The sequence below is a fragment of the Photobacterium jeanii genome (assembly GCF_001650345.1).
Classification (GTDB): Bacteria; Pseudomonadota; Gammaproteobacteria; order Enterobacterales; family Vibrionaceae; genus Photobacterium; species Photobacterium jeanii.
In genome coordinates this window covers 148595-167927 of record NZ_LVHF01000028.1, presented here as the reverse complement: position 1 = coordinate 167927, position 19333 = coordinate 148595, and the positions used below count along the sequence as shown (strand labels likewise).

16 protein-coding genes are annotated in these 19333 nt (G+C 45.1%); 13 read left to right on the top strand and 3 right to left on the bottom strand.

Going from position 1 to position 19333, the window contains the following annotated elements:
* The 9 genes from rsxC to A3K86_RS13740 all read left to right on the top strand — a co-directional run bounded on the left by rsxC (window position 1) and on the right by A3K86_RS13740 (window position 10353).
* Entirely contained in the window at window positions 1–2724 is a 2724-nt protein-coding gene (gene rsxC / locus A3K86_RS13780; RefSeq protein WP_068332044.1) for an electron transport complex subunit RsxC, read from the top strand.
* Window positions 2725–2727: 3 nt separating this feature from the next.
* A complete protein-coding gene (rsxD, locus tag A3K86_RS13775) occupies window positions 2728–3777 on the top strand; it encodes an electron transport complex subunit RsxD (RefSeq protein WP_068332041.1) in 1050 nt (349 codons plus the stop codon).
* A 9-nt stretch (window positions 3778–3786) separates the two neighbouring features.
* The gene (gene rsxG / locus A3K86_RS13770) at window positions 3787–4422 is read left to right on the top strand and encodes an electron transport complex subunit RsxG (protein WP_068332039.1); all 636 of its coding nucleotides are present in this window, start codon (window positions 3787–3789) and stop codon (window positions 4420–4422) included.
* The gene (locus A3K86_RS13765) at window positions 4419–5120 is read left to right on the top strand and encodes an electron transport complex subunit E (RefSeq protein ID WP_068332036.1); all 702 of its coding nucleotides are present in this window, start codon (window positions 4419–4421) and stop codon (window positions 5118–5120) included. Before rsxG ends, A3K86_RS13765 begins: the two co-directional genes overlap by 4 nt.
* A gap of 89 nt (window positions 5121–5209) precedes the next feature.
* On the top strand, window positions 5210–5851 hold the full coding sequence (gene nth, locus A3K86_RS13760; protein ID WP_068332033.1) for an endonuclease III: 642 nt from the start codon (window positions 5210–5212) through the stop codon (window positions 5849–5851).
* Window positions 5852–6034: 183 nt separating this feature from the next.
* Window positions 6035–8470, top strand: coding sequence for a hypothetical protein (locus A3K86_RS13755; protein ID WP_068332031.1), 2436 nt, complete (start codon window positions 6035–6037; stop codon window positions 8468–8470).
* Between the two features lie 172 nt (window positions 8471–8642).
* Window positions 8643–9035, top strand: coding sequence for a lactoylglutathione lyase (gloA, locus tag A3K86_RS13750; RefSeq protein WP_068332028.1), 393 nt, complete (start codon window positions 8643–8645; stop codon window positions 9033–9035).
* 241 nt (window positions 9036–9276) lie between these two features.
* Window positions 9277–9897, top strand: coding sequence for a superoxide dismutase (locus A3K86_RS13745; RefSeq protein ID WP_068332025.1), 621 nt, complete (start codon window positions 9277–9279; stop codon window positions 9895–9897).
* 12 nt (window positions 9898–9909) lie between these two features.
* Window positions 9910–10353 (top strand): DUF2753 family protein, encoded by a 444-nt coding sequence (locus tag A3K86_RS13740; protein WP_068332022.1) that lies wholly within the window; start codon window positions 9910–9912, stop codon window positions 10351–10353.
* An 81-nt stretch (window positions 10354–10434) separates the two neighbouring features.
* Here A3K86_RS13740 and motY read toward each other — a convergent pair whose 3' ends face one another.
* The gene (gene motY, locus A3K86_RS13735) at window positions 10435–11325 is read right to left on the bottom strand and encodes a flagellar protein MotY (RefSeq protein ID WP_068332020.1); all 891 of its coding nucleotides are present in this window, start codon (window positions 11323–11325) and stop codon (window positions 10435–10437) included.
* 127 nt (window positions 11326–11452) lie between these two features.
* Between motY and rnt the strand changes: the two genes are divergently transcribed.
* The 3 genes from rnt (at window position 11453) to A3K86_RS13720 (ending at window position 16126) form a co-directional block, all read left to right on the top strand.
* A complete protein-coding gene (gene rnt, locus A3K86_RS13730) occupies window positions 11453–12118 on the top strand; it encodes a ribonuclease T (protein WP_068332017.1) in 666 nt (221 codons plus the stop codon).
* 272 nt (window positions 12119–12390) lie between these two features.
* On the top strand, window positions 12391–13647 hold the full coding sequence (locus tag A3K86_RS13725) for an outer membrane protein transport protein (RefSeq protein WP_068332014.1): 1257 nt from the start codon (window positions 12391–12393) through the stop codon (window positions 13645–13647).
* A gap of 55 nt (window positions 13648–13702) precedes the next feature.
* Window positions 13703–16126, top strand: coding sequence for a VolA/Pla-1 family phospholipase (locus A3K86_RS13720; protein ID WP_068332011.1), 2424 nt, complete (start codon window positions 13703–13705; stop codon window positions 16124–16126).
* A 109-nt stretch (window positions 16127–16235) separates the two neighbouring features.
* Here A3K86_RS13720 and A3K86_RS13715 read toward each other — a convergent pair whose 3' ends face one another.
* Window positions 16236–16841 carry a peroxiredoxin C gene (locus A3K86_RS13715; RefSeq protein ID WP_068332008.1) on the bottom strand — a complete coding sequence of 202 codons (606 nt, stop codon included), beginning with the start codon at window positions 16839–16841 and terminating at the stop codon, window positions 16236–16238.
* A 356-nt stretch (window positions 16842–17197) separates the two neighbouring features.
* Between A3K86_RS13715 and A3K86_RS13710 the strand changes: the two genes are divergently transcribed.
* Window positions 17198–18520, top strand: coding sequence for a Na+/H+ antiporter family protein (locus A3K86_RS13710; RefSeq protein ID WP_068332006.1), 1323 nt, complete (start codon window positions 17198–17200; stop codon window positions 18518–18520).
* Between the two features lie 242 nt (window positions 18521–18762).
* Here the strand turns inward: A3K86_RS13710 and A3K86_RS13705 are convergent, their stop codons facing one another.
* Window positions 18763–19104, bottom strand: a complete 342-nt coding sequence (locus tag A3K86_RS13705) for a Grx4 family monothiol glutaredoxin (RefSeq protein WP_068332003.1) — start codon at window positions 19102–19104, stop codon at window positions 18763–18765.
* Between the last annotated feature and the right edge of the window lie 229 nt (window positions 19105–19333).

The window sequence follows — 19333 nt, the reverse complement described above, 5'->3', positions numbered from 1 at the left end:
ATGCTGTCTATTATCGAACAATTAAAACAAGGTCAGCTGTGGGACTTCCCAGGTGGTGTGCATCCGCCTGAGCACAAAACTCTATCTAACCACAGCAAAATTACCCCTGCGGCACTGCCAGCAGAACTGGTATTGCCGCTAAAACAACACATTGGTGCTATTGGTGACGTTATCGTCAATGTTGGCGACCAAGTGTTAAAAGGTCAGCCACTAACACATGCCGATGTGGCGATGAGTGTGCCTATTCACGCCCCAACATCCGGTACTGTCACCGCCATTGAATCACGCACCATTGCTCACCCATCGGGGTTGAGCGATATGTGTATTGTTATCCAACCTGATGGCAACGACACTTGGATTGAGCGTACCGCTTTTCCAAACTACCAAGACACTGACACCACTGATCTTATCAACCATATTCGCCGCCAAGGCATTTCTGGTATGGGTGGTGCAGGTTTCCCAACGGGTCGTAAATTACAAAGTGGTTTGGGTAAAACCGAACTGCTGATCATCAACGCCGCTGAATGTGAGCCTTACATCACAGCCGATGATCGCTTAATGCAAGACTACGCATCTGAAGTTATTGAAGGCATTCGTATTTTGCAACACATCCTGTCACCGAAAATGGCGGTGATTGGGATTGAAGACAACAAACCAGAGGCCATTGAAGCCCTGCACCGTTGTATTCAAGATAGCGACAAAATCATGATCCGCGCGATTCCGACCAAGTACCCATCGGGTGGTGAGAAGCAGCTGATCAAAATCCTGACTGGGCGTGAAGTGCCAACCAAAGGCATTCCGGCTGATATTGGTGTCATGATGCAAAACGTGGGGACCACCCACGCGATTAAACGTGCCGTTATTGATGGCGAACCACTAATCGAACGTGTTGTGACGCTAACAGGTAAAACCTTTAAGCAACCAGGTAATACTTGGGCACTTTTAGGTACACCAGTTGATTTCTTGCTTGAACGATTTGGTTATAAAGCTGAGAAGAAAAGCCCGCGTGTGATCATGGGCGGTCCAATGATGGGCTTCACCTTGCCACATAGCAGTGTGCCAATCACCAAAACAGCCAACTGTATTCTAGCGCCAACCCGCAAAGAAATTACTCCGCACAACCATGAGATGGCGTGTATCCGCTGCTCTGCCTGTGCCGAGGCTTGTCCGGTATCTCTGCTACCACAACAATTGCAGTGGTATGCCAAAGACCAAGACTACGACAAGTGTGAAGAATACAACTTATTCGACTGTATTGAGTGTGGCTCGTGTGCTTATGTATGCCCAAGTGAAATTCCACTGGTGCAGTACTATCGTCAGGCGAAGTCTGAAATTCGAGCTCGTAAGCAAGATGAAGCGAATGCCGAGCGTGCTCGTCTGCGTTTTGAAGCGAAACAAGCACGTTTAGAACGCGATAAAGCAGAGCGAGAGAATCGCTTCAAGAAAGCCGCTGATGATCGCCGCAAAGAAATGACCAATGCAGGTGGTGATGATGCAGTAGCCGCAGCCATTGCCCGCGTGAAAGCGAAGCAGGCACAAGCGGCAGCACCAAAAGCGTCTGATGAGAAAAAACCAGCCGTTGCGGCTGCAATTGCGCGAGCAAAAGCGAAACAAGCAGCGGCGCAGCAAGCTGGTAGCGATACGCCAGATAACAGTGAAATGGCCAAACTTCGTGAAGAACGTAAGCGCCAAGCACGTGAGCGTAAAGCTGCACTCGCCGCTGAACAAACAAGTTCAGCTGAAACGCCAGCCTCAACAGGTGATACGAAGAAAGATGCAGTCGCTGCTGCCATCGCTCGCGCTAAAGCACGCAAAGCGGCGCAACAAGCTGAGCAGCCTGCTGAATCAGCACCTGAAGATCAAACAACTGAGCCAGCAAAAGAGGCTGATCCGAAAAAAGCGGCAGTTGCCGCAGCCATCGCTCGTGCTAAAGCACGCAAAGCGGCTCAACAAGCTGAGCAACCTGCTGAATCAACATCGGAAGCTCAAACAGCTGAACCAGCAAAAGAAGCAGATCCGAAGAAAGCGGCAGTTGCCGCTGCCGTCGCGCGTGCTAAAGCTCGTAAAGCGGCACAACAGGCAGCGCAGCAAGCGGAATCAGAACCTGAAGCAGCCGTTGAAACTAAAGCGGCTCCAGTAACAGAGCCTGATGAAGCCGTTGATCCGAAAAAAGCAGCGGTTGCCGCTGCTGTCGCGCGGGCTAAAGCACGTAAAGCGGCACAGCAGGCAGCGCAACAAGCGGAATCAGAACCTGAAGCAGCCGTTGAAACCGAAGCGTCTCCAGTTAAAGAGCCTGCTGAAGAGATTGATCCGAAGAAAGCGGCTGTTGCCGCAGCTGTCGCACGAGCTAAAGCTCGTAAAGCGGCACAACAGGCAGCGCAGCAAGCGGAACCAGAACCTGAAGCAGCCGTTGAAACCGAAGCGGCTCCAGTAACAGAGTCTGATGAAGCAGTTGATCCGAAAAAAGCGGCAGTTGCCGCTGCCGTCGCGCGTGCTAAAGCACGTAAAGCGGCACAACAGGCAGCGCAGCAAGCGGAATCAGAACCTGAAGCTGCCGTTGAAACCAAAGCGGCTCCAGTAAAAGAGCCTGCTGAAGAGATTGATCCGAAAAAAGCGGCAGTTGCCGCAGCTATCGCGCGTGCTAAAGCACGTAAAGCGGCACAGCAGGCAGCGCAACAAGCGGAAAAAGAACAAACCGCTCAACAGAATAACGAGGAAAACTAAGCCGTGGCGTTTAACATTGCCAGTTCCCCACACGCTCATAACCGTCGCAGTACACGTGACATTATGCGTACAGTCATTCTTTGCTGCAGCCTTGGTGTTGCAGCACAGTGCTTCTTCTTTGGTTGGGGAACCTTAATCAATATCGCGTTTGCTTCTATTATTGCCGTAGCAACTGAAGCAAGCATTATGAAGATCCGTCAACGCCCAATCATGCCTTACGTACGTGATAACAGTGCGTTACTAACTGGTGTGCTAATTGGCATTGCCATTCCACCGTTAGCACCTTGGTGGATCACGGTGATCGGCGTGATCTTTGCGATCGTCATTGCCAAACACTTGTACGGTGGTTTGGGACAGAACCTCTTCAACCCTGCAATGGTTGCTTATGTGGTATTGCTGATCTCATTCCCAGTTCAAATGACCACTTGGTTACCGCCTCAATCCTTAGCGGCAGAACCTGTGTCATTTGTTGATAGCCTCATGGCGATCTTTACTGGTTTCACCCAAGATGGTTTCAGCGCCTACCAGCTTCGAGCCTCGGTAGATGGCGTAACCATGGCAACCCCACTTGATACGCTGAAAACATCACTAACGACTGGCCTCACAACTACAGAAGTGCTCGCGAAACCCATCTTTGGCTCAATCGCTGGTGTCGGTTGGGAATGGGTAAACCTTGGTTTCCTAATCGGTGGTTTGATCATGCTGAAAATGCGCATCATCCAATGGTATATCCCTGTGGGTATGCTTGCTGCGCTATTTATTATCAGTAGTTTAGGCTTTTTGATCAGCCCTGACGGTACAGCATCACCACTGATCCACCTGTTCTCTGGTGCCACTATGCTGGGTGCCTTCTTTATTGCGACAGATCCGGTATCAGCGGCAACCACACCACGAGGCCGTATTATCTTTGGTGCGCTTATTGGTATTTTGGTTTACCTGATCCGCACTTGGGGCGGCTTCCCTGATGGCGTCGCTTTTGGCGTCTTGCTCGCTAACATGTGTGTTCCTCTGATTGACTACTACACACGTCCGCGTACTTACGGTCATTCCTAGGAGAGCCTGATGATTAATGCAATGAAAAAAAGCGGCGGCATCCTCGCGATTTTCGCCCTACTTTCAACAGGCTTAGTCGCTGTAACCAATCTGCTAACAGCAGATCGTATTCAAGAGCAGCAACAAAAAGAACTACTGAAAGTATTAAACCAAGTGATCCCAGCTCAGAGCCACGATAACGAGCTATACAAAAGCTGCACTTTGATCACTAACGAACAATACCTAGGTACACCTGTGCCAATGCCGGCTTACCTTGCAAGTCTCAATGGCAAGCCTAACGGTGTAGCGATTGAAGCTATCGCCCCTGATGGCTACAACGGTGCAATTAAAGTGATTGTTGGTTTGGATAGCGTAGGGACTGTTACTGGTGTTCGTGTGCTTAGCCACCAAGAAACACCGGGGCTAGGTGATAAAATTGATCTGAGAGTAACTAACTGGGTTGAAAGCTTTACCGGTAAGAAACTGGAAGGCGAAAAAGACCCACGCTGGGCAGTGCGTAAAGACGGTGGTGAATTCGACCAATTTACAGGCGCAACCATCACCCCACGCGCTGTCGTAAAAGCAGTGAAGAATGTTTCGCTTTACTACACGCGCCACCAGCAAGCGTTACTTAACCAACCACTGAATTGTCAGGGTGAATCATGAGCTCAATAAACAAAGAACTGATGACTAACGGGTTATGGAAAAATAACCCTGCTATTGTCCAACTACTTGGTTTATGTCCACTGTTGGCAGTCTCTGCCACAGTCACAAATGCTTTAGGCTTAGGTCTTGCGACCACCTTGGTATTGGTTGGCTCTAACCTTGTGGTATCTCTGGTTCGCCAGTGGGTACCGTCTGAGGTACGTATTCCAGTATTCGTGATGATCATCGCTTCATTGGTAACCTGTGTTCAGCTACTGATGAATGCGTTTACCTATGGTTTATACCAATCACTTGGTATTTTCATTCCGCTGATCGTAACCAACTGTATCATCATAGGTCGTGCTGAATCGTTCGCCTCGAAAAACGATCCAATTCCTGCATTACTCGATGGTTTGTGGATGGGACTAGGTATGACTGCTGCGTTAGTTGTACTGGGTGCGATGCGAGAAATTTTAGGTAACGGCACTTTGTTTGATGGTGCAGACCGTCTATTGGGTGACTGGGCGGCGGTGCTACGTATCGAAGTGTTTAGCTTCGACAGCAGTTTCCTACTCGCTATGCTGCCACCGGGCGCCTTCATTGGCGTTGGCTTTATGATCGCACTTAAAAATGTTATCGATAAAAAACGCGAACAAAAAGCCGCGAAAACAGAATCAAAACCAACAATTGAACGAGCACGAGTAACATCTGCGAACTAATAACGATCTGCAACGGATGGGTGACTCAACCACCCATCCCCCCTACTCAATAATACCGTTGCAGAGACCTTATCAGCCTGGAAGCTAACATGAATAATGAAAAACGCGTTCAAATATTAGAACGCTTACGCGCTGAAAATCCGCACCCTGAAACCGAACTCAATTGGAGCACACCTTTTGAGCTACTGATCGCGGTACTGCTATCGGCGCAAGCCACCGACGTGAGCGTTAACAAAGCGACCGATAAGCTCTACCCAATCGCCAACACACCCCAAGGTTTGCTTGATTTAGGCGTCGATGGCGTTAAAGAGTACATCAAGACAATCGGTCTCTTTAACTCAAAAGCTGAGAACGTCATCAAGACTTGTCGCATCATCGTTGAAAAACACAATGGTGAAGTGCCTGAAAGCCGCGAAGCCTTAGAAGCGTTACCGGGTGTAGGCCGCAAAACCGCTAATGTCGTACTTAACACTGCGTTTGGTTGGCCAACCATTGCGGTTGATACTCACATATTCCGCGTATCGAACCGTACTAAATTCGCTATGGGTAAGAACGTTGATCAGGTAGAAGAAAAGCTACTGAAAGTCGTACCCAAAGAATTCAAAGTGGATGTTCACCATTGGCTGATCCTCCACGGTCGCTACACCTGCATTGCCCGCAAACCCCGCTGCGGCAGCTGCATCATCGAAGACCTTTGTGAGTACAAAGAAAAGATTTATCCAGACGAGTAACAATCAATACTCTTCTCTCGAAAGCCGCATATGCGGCTTTTTTTGTACCCTTTACTCGCAATAAAGTTATAAGAGATAGCAAAATTATTACAAATTTTTATAGCTAGCCGAAACATACAGCATTCCATACGCATTATTAATGGTATATCATTCTGTTAATTTTTAGTGACGTGAGTATCAGTAATGCAGTTCAATAAAGTTTCTCTTTCTGTGCTTTTAGCACTGACCTTAAGTGCGTGTGGTGGCGGTGGCGATAGCTCTGAAGATAATGTGGGCGATCCTAAATACCCTGATAACCCATCCCCTGAAAACTTCTCGTTCAATATTGCTGGTGCGACTAGCGTAGTATCCACGACTAGTAACCAAGTTCTTGTCAATAAATCCCTTTCATCAGCTTCTAGTACCGATATTTCAAGCAACTTTTACACCCTAGATGATAAAGGCCAGCTCCGAGAAGCAATCGAATCTGCTTACAATTCAAAAGTTAGCTATAGCGTATTGAGTGAAGACGGTAACTACCTCTATGTTGTTATCGACTCAATGAATGCATGGGAAAGCGAGCATATTCTTCGTGCAACCAACTGCGCCATCTTCAAAGTGAATGTGAAAAACAACAATTGGAGCTGCTTAGCTGAAGGTCTATTAGCTGAAATGCCATATGGCTATTGGAATGAAGTAAATGATGGCCGCTTTAAGCCACTGCAATTTGATGGTGCTGGCAATGCTTACTTTTTAAGTCGTAAATTCACCATCAAAGATGGATACATTGAATACGACTATAGCTCGCCTAGTGCGCCACTTACTCGTATTGATACTCAAGGTAATAAAAAATTACTCACCACAGACGTAGATTCAGTGAGCAGCTTCATAGTCACCAAAGCTAACTCATTGGTTTATCGCGCTGAAAAGCTAAAAATGATCCCAGATCTTACTTCTGACAAGATCAGTACCGTTGAGTTAGAAAAAGATAATTGGAACGATGGTTGGTACACAGTTGATGATCACAATACCGTAGTTTACGCACGAAATAGCTACGATAACCAATACAACTTCGCTCAAGCCAGCACAACCTTCATTGGTGGAGTAAACAAATCCACATTGGCTGGTCACAGCAACCAAATGGGTTCTAATTACTTAAATAACATTATCATGGGTGATGATGGCAACATTTACGGCATATACAATGAGTCTGTAAGCGATCCTGATGGTGATTGGTATGAACAAGCCTCTTTAATGCGACGTCTGCCTTTTGACAACAAGAAGTTAGTCACCATTAAGCTACCGAGCGATCACTACTACAACCAAAACCAACAAATGCAAATTGCCAAAGGTCACGTCTATTACATTGAAGAAGAAAGTAACCTCAACTACGGACAGCGCGATATTATCGGCATTACGCGCATTGTTGACGGCGAAACAATCAAACTCTTTGACCAAGACTGGGCAACTCAACGCCTAAGTATTGAGTCATGGAAACTGGCAAGCGATACCCTATTCTTTACCGGTTTTGATAATGCTAGCTCGACTATGGTATCTGGTGAAATTGATACCCTAGCGCTAAGCCAAGGTAAACCCGAGTCTGAGTATTTAACTTTTAACGAGACCACTTCCGTTCATGGTGATGCACTGACTATTGCAGATATGGAAGTATTGCGTCCACAACGCCCTGAAAACTCAGGCGGCTATCCAAAAGTGCTTGACCTGAAAGTGCACGACCAAGATCAGTACTCAGCTACTCTTGAGTTCAATAAATGGATGAACCCACAAAGTGTTGAGGAAAACCTGACCATTACCGATACCACAAATAACCAACCAATTGGCAGTATGGTGGTTTGGTTAAATCGTATGGCGCATATCTTGTTTGACCAAGACAACAATCAAGCGACTGAAAACAAACCATTGGAATGGTCTACGGATCACCAAGTGTTTATCGGTAGCCAAGCTCAAGATAGTGATGGTATTTCACTCATCCATGCTCAAGCAGATGATGCTGACCGTACCTTTAACTGGACGGTACGTGATCAAAACACGTGGAAGGTAGCAGAGTCAGAGCACCAATCTCAATTCACTGATGGTAATGTATTGAAGATGTATGGTGGTGATCTTAATGTTGCACTGCTGACTGGTATTAGCTCTGCCAATGACTTTGATTACCAAGTAAATTTTGCTACTGATTTAAGTGACCGTTTCACCTTTGTAATGAAACAGTCTCCGCAAAGCTCACATCCAGATCATTTCCAAATTAGCTTCGATAATCAATACGAAGCAGATAAACGTATTTGCATTTATGGAGATATTGGTACGCAAGAAGCCTGCATGTCAGTACCTAATAGCCGTTGGTATCAAGTCACTTCAAGCGTATTAAATAAAGGTATGTCCACTGAAGTTCGTGTAGTAGTTCAAGCTGAGGATGGTAGCCAAGAAAGCTTAGCTGTGAACATTCCGGTAGCAAACCCTGCAACAAGTTACGACTTCACCTTTAACGCTCATGCGCAGACTGCCTTTTTAATGGATAACTTCACTTTCACAGAGAAAGGACAAGTGAGTATCAACGAAGCATTTGAAGTGCTACCAAGCGCACCGTTTATCTTCACACCTTATATTCCTGCTTATCCTTAAGATTCAGGAGTACAGAACCTACCTAAAGCCGCTTTAATGCGGCTTTTTTCATTCCAAAAGCCACATCCTAAACCGGTTATATCCATCGCTTACCAACCCATCATCTTCGATAGCTAATTGATAGAATTGGTATAAAATGAAAAAGAATTTATATCGTTAGATCAGAGGATTTATGGCAAACGGACGTATTCTTCACACCATGCTTCGTGTGGGTGATTTAGACCGCTCTATCGCGTTTTACACTGATGTCATGGGCATGGATTTACTGCGCAAGCACGATAACGAAGCGTATAAATACACACTCGCTTTTGTTGGTTACGGTGATGAATCCCAAGGTGCGGTGATTGAGCTCACTTATAACTGGGGCACAACTGAGTATGATCTTGGCTCGGCATTTGGTCATATTGCGATTGGCGTTTCAGATATCTATGCCACATGCGATGCTATTAAAGCGGCAGGTGGTAATGTCACACGTGAACCAGGGCCAGTAAAAGGTGGCAGTACTCATATTGCTTTTGTTCGTGACCCTGACGGCTATCAAATCGAGCTGATCCAACGCGACTAAACTCGAAAATACAGCTAAAAATACTGAAACGAAGCTAACCCTAACATGGCTTCGTTTTTTCTTCTCCCCCTCACTCCTTTGCTGTTATTCCATTTGCAGCAAAACCACATCTTTGTAATACCCGTTGAAAATAAACCATTGAAAGTGTGATGCTAAAAGCAAAATAATCACCGTACAATTCTCGTGGTTGATATTGATAATAATTATCAATACGATATAGAAAAACCAAGAGAGATACGATATGTCATTCACATTTTCTGAACTGCCTTACCCGTACGATGCGCTAGAACCTTATATTGATGCTCGCACGATGGAAATTCACCATTCGCGTCACCATAAGACCTACTTCGATAAATTCATGACTGCCATTGCAGGCAAAGCTCTTGAAGATCAACCACTTGAGCAAACTTTTGCAAAGGTATCTCAGCACTCTGCAGCTGTTCGTAATCACGGCGGTGGCTTTTACAACCACAACTTATATTGGGCATGTATGTCGCCAAATGGCGGTGGTATGCCTAGCGGCTTATTAGCCGAAGCGATTAATTGCCACTTTGGTAACTTCAATGATTTCAAAGCTGAGTTCTCACAAGCTGCGGCAAACCACTTTGGCTCTGGCTTTATTTGGCTATCGGTAGTGGAAGGTCGCTTAGAAATCTCTTCAACCAATAATCAAGACAACCCTTTGATGGATGTCGTAGAAAAGCAAGGTGTCCCCATTTTGGCACTCGATGTGTGGGAACATGCTTACTACATTAGTTATCAAAACAAACGTCCTGACTATATCGACGCGTGGTGGCATGTGGTCGATTGGGAGCAAGTTCAACAACATTACTTAGACGCCCTGCAAGGCACGGCTTCATAGGAGGATCAACTCATGGATGTATCACGATGGGAAACCCACACCCTGCTTGCAAGTGAATCAGATCGTGCCCATAAACCAATGATGTCTATTATTCATTACCAATTGGCTTTAGCTGAAGCACAGCGCCTAGAGCCAATTTTAGGCACGAGGGATGAATTTGAAGAGCTACTGACAATTAAAGTGGTTTCCTGTCATAACCTTGCTAACTTCTGGCGTAATGCTGGTGATACTGAGTACGAGCTTAAGTATCTCCAACTCGCTTCAGAACAGGTCATGGCACTGATCCCGCAATGCCCGCGCAAGGAATGTGATACTTTCATTGAGTCGATTGGTTGCTGTAAATCGGCATTGATTGAGTTCTTAAAACGTCACCCTAATCCCTTGGTGGCACAGCAGGTTGCCAACATAGGCACCAGCAACAACTGCGAACTAATAGCGCGATTTAAATTACATTAACCAGTATTGGAAAATCCCGCATAAAAAAAACGCACGATAATTCGTGCGTTTTTTTTTTCGTCTATTACTACTTAACCAATATTACTGAATTAAGCTTCGACCAAGCGAAATCACCACCCGTCGGTTCTTATTACGCCCTAGCGGAGATTCATTATCGGCAATTGGACGACGCTTACCGTAAGCTTCAACTTGAATACGGTCCTTCGGTAATCCTAACGTCATAAAGTACTCTTCTAACTTCTTCGCTCGACGCTCAGACAAATTTTGATTCACATTCTTACCACCAATCGAGTCGGTATAAGTGGCAATCAAAATCAAATCAATATCATCGCTATAACGCACAAAGTCAGTAATTTGAGCTAAACGCTTCTGTGATGTTTTATTCAACTCGTCACTGTCGCGATCATAATGCAAAACAGTAAAGGCAATATCATCAAAACTATACGGCAATAAGTTACCAATACATTGGCTAAATTGCTGATATGGCGCTTGGAACGACACAGCTGACAAGCCCACTTCCACCAGCTTATTGCGATGCTGCCAGTCTTGATAACTAAAGGTTGGGTAACGCCCTACTTCCAATTCAGACAACATTGACCACGCGGTTTGTCCACCGACATAGCCATCAAACTGCTTAAAGAATTTAATCCGCGTCATTGGCTCTGCGGCATCACCCGGCATCCAACGCGGCGGCATAGAAACTAGATTTACGCTACGGGTTTCCCCCATCGGGCGGCGCATTTTGAGCTCAAAATCGAGATTTATTTTTTTACCCGCTTTCGAGGTAAATTGCGCTTCACCATAATTGGGAATGGTATGGATCAAGCGGCACTCCAAAGGCGTATCCACCGCCACTTTCCACTCAGAACTGGCTGGCGTGGCGACATATTGCTTGGCGGCATACACAGATCCGCTGATAATGGCAGACAACAAAGCCGTACCTGTCACTACTGTTTTCAAAAAACTTGTCATACCTTTCCAATCATTATTTTATGCCGCTCCCCTATTGTATCGAATCGGGAAAAAAAATCTTTAGGACACTGCAAGACAACACTGAATCTGCCATAATGCCGATTGAATTTATCGCCACCCGAATAATATGAGCCAAGATAACGAACTAAACACGTTGAAAAGTCGCTTTCGCGGCTATTTTCCTGTAGTTGTCGATGTCGAAACTGCAGGTTTTAATGCAAAAACTGACGCACTATTAGAAGTTTGTGCCGTAACACTGACCATGAATGAAGAGGGGTGGCTAAAACCGGCAACCACGATTCACTTCCATATCGAGCCATTTGAAGGCGCAGTGATCCACCAAGAAGCCCTAGACTTTAATGGGATCCGTGACCCATTTAGCCCATTGCGTGGTGCGGTATCGGAAGAAACAGCGCTTAAAGCTATCTACAAGCAAATTCGTAAAGAATTAAAAGCGGCATCTTGTTCACGTGCCATTATGGTTGCTCACAATGCGAACTTTGATCATAGCTTTATGATGGAAGCGACCCAGCGTGCGAATTTAAAACGCAACCCATTCCACCCTTTCGCTACTTTTGATACCGCAGCATTAAGCGGCCTAACCTTTGGTCAAACCGTGTTAGCCAAAGCGTGCGAAACGGCAGGCATCGCATTTAGTAACAAAGAGGCTCACTCTGCATTGTACGACACCGAACGTACTGCTGAATTATTCTGTGAGATTGTTAATAAATGGAAACGATTGGGTGGCTGGCCTCTTGTCGCTCCTCAATCCGATGAGCCAGAACAAAGCTAGAACTGCTCACAAAGCAAACTCATCAGACCTCCTACCAAAGCCCTCTACCTGAGGGCTTTTTTACGTCTATCGAACAGAGTCTGTCGATTAATTCAGCAATTTTGCGCGAAATAATTGAACATTGGTCATATATACAGCAAATAACAACAATGCAACATATAACAAGGGGTTAACAAACAAGCTGAGCATATTTATACTGCATTGGTTCGTAATACAAATATATTTTCCTTCATGGAATGAAGAACAAGAAGCATTATAGAGAGGCAGAATAAATGTCCATTACAATAAAACGTACCGCCATCGCCGTTACCCTTGCGTTAACGTCTATCCAAGCGAACAGTGCTGGTTTCCAAGTATCAGAGCACTCGGCTTCAGGCCTAGGTCGCGCTTTCGCTGGTGAAGCGGCAATTGCTGATAACGCATCCGTACTTGCTCGTAACCCTGCTGCTATGACAATGTTTGATAAAGCACAAATCTCGGGCGCTGCTAGCGTTGTTGACCCAAGCATTGATGTAAAAGACCACACAGCAAACCAAACCGCTAAAGACGTTGCTCCTATCAGCTTTGTACCAGCAGGTTACTATGTACAACCACTTAACGACAAGTTTGCTGTCGGCCTTGCGCTATTTAGCAATTACGGTGTGACGACTGATTACCCAAAAGCTTATGCTAGCGGTGATCTTGCAGGTAAAACATCCCTAATTACAGTTAACCTAAATCCGAGTATTGCTTATCGTATCAACGATCAATTCAGTATTGGCGGTGGTGTTAGCCTTGTTTATGCAGATGCAGAGCTTAACCGCCACTTAGGTCGTCTCGCGCCATTATTTGGTGGTAACCCTGAAGATAAACTAATCAGCATGAAAGGCGATACTTGGGATTGGAGCTGGAATGTAGGCGCGTTATATGAAGTCAACGAAGACCACCGCTTTGGTGTTAGCTACCGCTCGCAAGTTACCCTTGACTTCGATGGCGACTTTACCGATTACGAAGGTACAATCATTGAGCCTAAAGCTAAAGGTTCAACAACAGTCGGCAAACTTCCAGTTGTATTACCTGCTATCGCTGAATTCTCTGGTTACCACTCTCTAAATAAAGAATTTGCCATTCACTACAGCGTTCAATGGACACAATGGAGCAAATTTAAAGAGCTTCGTGCAACCAATGAAAAATGTAACTACAACGGAATGTCCGGTGTATGTTTCCTAAAAGAAGAAAAATATGAAGATAGCTTCCGTTGGGCATTAGGTGGCACCTACCGTATTAATCCAGAATGGACTGTTCGCGCAGGCTTTGCGCTTGATGAGCAAGCAGGCAAACCAACATTAAGCATCCCTGATTCTGACCGTTACTGGTATAGCGCTGGCGCTACTTGGGCTTATAACTCTCAACTAAGCGTCGATTTTGGCATGGCTTACCTTCATGGCACTGAAAATACCTTTAAAGAACAAAGTAGTGCTGGCGAGTTAACCTTCACATCATCAGGTGGTGCCATCATCGGTTCTGCGCAAGTAAATTACTCATTCTAAGGGTGTGTTTAGGTACAAAAACCTCTCACCTACACATGTCCTTTTGGAGAACAAAATGAAAAAACAAATCTTAGCCCTGATGGTTGCATCCACTCTGGGTCTAACTGGCTGTGGTAGCGACTCCTCAATTGAGGGTGACAGCACTATTTCTTATGAGCAAAATATCCAAGAAAGCCTAAAAGCACCAACAAAAGTTAAGTTCCAGTTGCAAGGTGCTAAAGCAGATATGCCTCGCCCTAGCTTCCTGCTAATGGACTCACGTGACGGTACGCTAGGCTTACCAGCAAGCTCAACTTCGCTTGCAGACCCACTTGTTGCAATGAATAGCACAGATGGTTGGAGTACCACTCAACCGATCATGATCAGCTTTGAAGGTAATGACCTAGACCCTCGCTCTGTGGCTAGCGCCTTTAAATTAATCAAAGTTTCAGATCCAACAACGACAGATCCTGCAGCGCAAAAACCTGAAGTATTAAAAGCAACTTTTAATCCTGCAGCACCAGATCCGACAGCTGATTACCTTGTTTTTGTTCAAGGAAAATCTGTTATCGCCCAACCGATCAAACCACTAAGCGCTGCAAGCCACTACATGTTTGCAGTAACTGATGGCCTAAAAGATACCAAAGGAAATAAAGTTGGTCTTTCAGGCTCTTACGCATCATTAAAAACGAAGAAGTCTGAGCCTGTAGAAAAACTGAAAGGTGCACAAAAAATCATTCATCTAACCGAAGGTTTGATGGCAGCAACAGGGACTCCAGCTGACACTATTATTTACTCAAGCTGGTTCTCGACAGCATCTACGGGTGATGTCATGTTTGCAGCGAAGGCCGCAATTGCGTCAACGCTAAATGCTTTCAAAGCACAGCAACCTGCAAGCACAATCTGGAAAGGAACTGCAAATCCAAACAATATCTCTGATGAAAAGTTAAATACTTTATTCCAGTTTGATTACACACAAACAAAAAACATCACAGCACAATTACCAGCCCCAGCAGATAAGCTTGGTCAACTTGGTATTACTGTTTATCAAGGTAAAGTAAACCTTCCATACTTCCTTGAAACAGAGGTAAAAGATAAGAAATGGCAAACCACACCTTGGCAAAGTGCTATGCCAAGCCTTGCTATTCTAAAATCTACTTTAACTTCAGGTAGTGATGCTGAAAAAACTGCCGTTAAAGCAAAAATGGCAGATCTTAAGATCACTGAAGATGATTTGAAAAAAGCAGCTGAAGGCGATCTAACAACCCAAGTTACTCTCATGAGTAAACTAATGGGTGAGAAAATCGAAGTGGACGGTAAACAGCTTGACTCTGCACGAGAAATTACTCGTTACAGCCCAATCCCACAATTGAAATCTGTTCAATCAGTTGATTACCTACTAGTGCTACCAAGCCCTGGCGCACCCGGTTGTGCAGGCAACTCAAATATCCCAGTTACAATCTACCAACACGGTATCACCTCAGTTAAAGAGAATATTTTTGGCCTAGCCCCTGGGGTAAGCACACAGCAATGTACTGCATTAATGGCCATTGATTTACCACTTCACGGTTCTCGTAAACTATCAGATGGTACTGTGACAAATAGTGCAAATGCTGATGTTTACATGAACTTAAGCTACCTACCAGTGGGTCGTGATAACTTACGTCAATCAGTAGCTGATCAAATGAGTCTGCGCGCTGCTATCGGCTCTGTTCTATCTGCAAAAATGGCTGGTCAACCAGTGCCAGCACCGTTTGATAAGCTAAGCTTGGGGGCATCAGGTATCGGTTTCCTAGGGCACTCTCTAGGCGCAATTACGGGTATTGATTTTACGGCGGTAACAAACCGCCCACTGAGCTCAGATCCTGCAGTTGAAGCTGGTATATTCAAAATCTCTCGCGCTCAATACGCTAACCCTGGAGCTGGTATTCCTTACCTACTGATGAATTCAACCGCTTTTGGTGGCACGGTAAAAGATGGCGTACTATCAACAGGTTCTGCTGATTATAAAGCTTACAAAGCAGGCAACTGTCAGTCTAATTCAGCTGCAACTTGTGTCAGTAAGTTCTATAACGCACTGCCTACAGAGAAAAAAGCTACGGTTGATAACTTATTCTCTCAATTTGCTTTCGCCGCGCAAACAGTACTTGATAGCGTTGATCCAATTAACCATATTGGGAAAATTGATCCATCAGTACCTGTTTTCATCAACGTAGTGAAAGATGATGAAGTAATTCCAAACTCACTGTCGTTAACAACCAGTAAACCATACTCTCCATTTGGAGGCACTATGCCGCTGGTAGCTGCGTTTGAAAAACTAACAACTGGCACCTCTACAACCTCTCGCATTGCCACTTTATTTAATGCAGGAACCCACAGCTCATTACTGACCCCGCTTGGTGACTCTGTAACGACTGAAATGCAAAAACAAACCGCATCATTTATCACATCAGGTCAAGTGAAAGTAGACGATTCAAGTGTACTTTCTTCGGCACTTTAAACGCCACGACTAACTTAAACAGTCGAAACAAAAAGGCGAGCCTCATGGCTCGCCTTTCTTTTATCTGATTGCTATGACTCTAAAACGGACAATAGAATTTGCACGTCAATTATAAATCGTCAGTGTGCGACGATAGGTACTTAGCAACACCTTCTGGTGACGCATCCATACCGTCTTTCCCTTTTTCCCATTGCGCAGGACACACTTCACCGTGCTCTTCATGGAATTGAAGCGCATCAACCATTCGTAACATTTCGTCAATGTTACGACCCAGTGGTAGGTCATTCACAACTTGGTGGCGCACAACACCTTCTTTATCGATCAAGAATGAACCACGGAATGCCACACCCGCTTCAGGGTGCTCCACATCGTAAGCTTGGCAGATTTCATGTTTGGTATCGGCAATCAGTGGGTATTTAACCGGACCAATACCACCATCTTCAATCGCAGTATTACGCCATGCGTTATGCGAGAATTGTGAGTCGATAGATACACCAATCACTTCGACACCTTTTGCTTGGAAATCAGCAAAGCGTTTATCAAACGCAATCAGCTCTGATGGACAAACAAAAGTAAAATCAAGCGGGTAGAAGAAGATAACTGCCGCTTTTCCCTGAATATGCTGTTTTAGGTTAAATTGCTCAACAATTTCACCATTGCCAAGTACTGCTGCTGCCGTAAAGTCTGGTGCCGGACGTCCAACTAAAACACTCATGAGTCACTCCATTTGATAGGTTGTATAACTGAGCTAGGCTCAAGCTTGTCTCAGTATAGACACGCATGGGGAACAAGACTAAGACATACGACACAATACGCATACAATCCAAATTAATTCGCTAGCAACATGAATTAATCCTCGACATGTGTTGAAAATTAAGGAAACTGAGAGTGAACAAACCGCTTAAAATACGATTGAAGCTTACGATTTGCCGTCAAAGCGGTGAAATTGTAAGTAATCAAACGATGTTAACGACCAAAATCGCTTCGTCGTACTGACATTGATATAAAATAAATAACAATCGATAAGCAACATTCAAATAAAACACAACGAACTGACGGATTTTAGTTTTTATGAACCCAGTAGTAATAGCAGTGTGCGTTATGTTGGTACTCGCATTGATGCGCGTCAACGTAGTCGTAGCACTGACCTTCAGCGCCGTTTTAGGCGGCTTAGTGGGCGGGATGCCCCTCGCAGAAACAGTTGCCGCCTTTGAAGTCGGTTTAGGCGGTGGTGCAACTACCGCGTTAAGTTATGCCATGCTTGGTACTTTTGCCGTTGCGATCTCTCGCTCGGGTATCACAGATGTATTGGCGCAAAAAGTGATTAAACGTATCAGTGGCCATCATAATGCTGCCGCTGCTACAGGCGTAAAATATAGCGTTCTTACCATTTTAATGCTGCTTGCAATCTCTTCTCAGAACGCAATTCCAGTCCATATTGCCTTCATTCCTATAGTGATCCCGCCGCTTTTGCATGTCTTTGCCAAGCTAAAACTGGATCGCCGTTTGATTGCATGTGTACTGACATTCGGCCTTGTAACTCCTTACATGGTATTGCCTGTCGGTTTCGGTGGTATTTTCCTTAACAATATCTTGCTTAAGAACCTACACGATAACGGCTTAGACGTTGTGGCAAGCCAAGTGCCTGTCGCTATGCTTCTACCTGCTGCGGGTATGGTGTTTGGTTTGCTAACCGCCATTTTTGTTAGCTACCGCAAGCCTCGTGAATACTCTGAAGAGAAAATCTTAGCAAACGAGCCAGAGCACACCACCATCAACATGCAACATGTGTACATCGCTGTCGGTGCGATCATCGCAGCACTAGGTGCTCAGCTACTCAGTGGTTCAATGATCATTGGTGGCCTAATTGGCTTTATGGTCTTTACCTTCGGTGGCGTTATTAAGTGGCACGAAACCCACGATGTGTTCACCAAAGGTGTCCACATGATGGCGATGATTGGTTTTATCATGATTGCAGCCGCTGGCTTTGCATCAGTGATGAAAGCAACGGGTGGGGTTGAAACTCTCGTTAGCTCACTAGCGGATGTGATTGGCGACAACAAACCACTCGCGGCACTATTAATGCTAGTGGTAGGTCTGTTAGTAACTATGGGTATCGGCTCATCGTTCTCAACCATTCCAATCCTAGCGACTATCTATGTACCGCTGTGTTTGACGTTTGGCTTCTCACCAATGGCAACCATTGCACTAGTTGGTACAGCCGCAGCGTTGGGTGATGCAGGCTCACCAGCGTCGGATTCTACCTTAGGCCCAACATCAGGCCTGAATGCCGATGGTCAACACGAGCACATTTGGGAAACCGTTGTACCTACTTTCTTGCACTACAACTTGCCATTAATTGCCTTTGGCTGGTTAGCATCTATGGTGCTGTAGGGATATGACGCCCAGAAAGAGATAATCAGTTATCTCGCTTTCTAATCGACTAAGACCGCTTCGGCGGTCTTTTTTATTGCCTTAAAATCACTGCTCTTCCCTGATAATGAACAGGGCTGATATTTAATCTGAGCATATACATAAAAAAACCCTGCACTAAGGCAGGGCTTCTTGTATAGGTAATACCGAGCTTACAAATAACAATCAACGCGATATTGATCATTAAGCTCTAGAGGTATTAATTATTCTGCAGCTTCTTCGCCGTCACGACGTGCAGCCGCTTCTTTGATTAGAGGCTGTAGTTCGCCTTTCTGGAACATCTCGATGATGATATCGCAACCACCGATTAGCTCACCTTCAACCCAAAGTTGTGGGAAGGTAGGCCATTGTGCGTATGCTGGAAGCTCTGCACGGATATCAGGGTTTTGTAGGATATCAACAAAAGCAAATTTCTCACCACATGACATGATTGCTTGTGCAGCTTGAGATGAAAAACCACAGCTAGGTAGTTTTGGTGAGCCTTTCATGTACAACAGGATTGGGTTTTCAGAGATCTGTTGTTTAATTTTGTCGATGGTTTCCATAACTTCCTCGTATGACCATTTGCTTATCATTGCGTCATCTATTTGATTGGCGCGCCTTTATAAAACAAGCCTACCAAATAAATCTTTAGATAGCCCATTCTACTTGGTCAAGAGACGGAAAAAAACGCCTAAAATCTTTATGGGTATATTTTTAGTGCTAGGGGTTTTAATAAAGAAAAAACTTGCTAAAATAGATTTGTCAGTTTCAAAAAATAAAAAATTCGTAGCG

Coding starts and splice junctions, on each gene's coding strand:
- rsxC (WP_068332044.1), top strand. CDS start 1: ATGCTGTCTATTATCGAACAATTAAAACAAGGTCAGCTGTGGGACTTC.
- rsxG (WP_068332039.1), top strand. CDS start 3,787: ATGATTAATGCAATGAAAAAAAGCGGCGGCATCCTCGCGATTTTCGCC.
- A3K86_RS13765 (WP_068332036.1), top strand. CDS start 4,419: ATGAGCTCAATAAACAAAGAACTGATGACTAACGGGTTATGGAAAAAT.
- nth (WP_068332033.1), top strand. CDS start 5,210: ATGAATAATGAAAAACGCGTTCAAATATTAGAACGCTTACGCGCTGAA.
- A3K86_RS13755 (WP_068332031.1), top strand. CDS start 6,035: ATGCAGTTCAATAAAGTTTCTCTTTCTGTGCTTTTAGCACTGACCTTA.
- gloA (WP_068332028.1), top strand. CDS start 8,643: ATGGCAAACGGACGTATTCTTCACACCATGCTTCGTGTGGGTGATTTA.
- A3K86_RS13745 (WP_068332025.1), top strand. CDS start 9,277: ATGTCATTCACATTTTCTGAACTGCCTTACCCGTACGATGCGCTAGAA.
- A3K86_RS13740 (WP_068332022.1), top strand. CDS start 9,910: ATGGATGTATCACGATGGGAAACCCACACCCTGCTTGCAAGTGAATCA.
- motY (WP_068332020.1), bottom strand. CDS start 11,325: ATGACAAGTTTTTTGAAAACAGTAGTGACAGGTACGGCTTTGTTGTCT.
- rnt (WP_068332017.1), top strand. CDS start 11,453: ATGAGCCAAGATAACGAACTAAACACGTTGAAAAGTCGCTTTCGCGGC.
- A3K86_RS13725 (WP_068332014.1), top strand. CDS start 12,391: ATGTCCATTACAATAAAACGTACCGCCATCGCCGTTACCCTTGCGTTA.
- A3K86_RS13720 (WP_068332011.1), top strand. CDS start 13,703: ATGAAAAAACAAATCTTAGCCCTGATGGTTGCATCCACTCTGGGTCTA.
- A3K86_RS13715 (WP_068332008.1), bottom strand. CDS start 16,841: ATGAGTGTTTTAGTTGGACGTCCGGCACCAGACTTTACGGCAGCAGCA.
- A3K86_RS13710 (WP_068332006.1), top strand. CDS start 17,198: ATGAACCCAGTAGTAATAGCAGTGTGCGTTATGTTGGTACTCGCATTG.
- A3K86_RS13705 (WP_068332003.1), bottom strand. CDS start 19,104: ATGGAAACCATCGACAAAATTAAACAACAGATCTCTGAAAACCCAATC.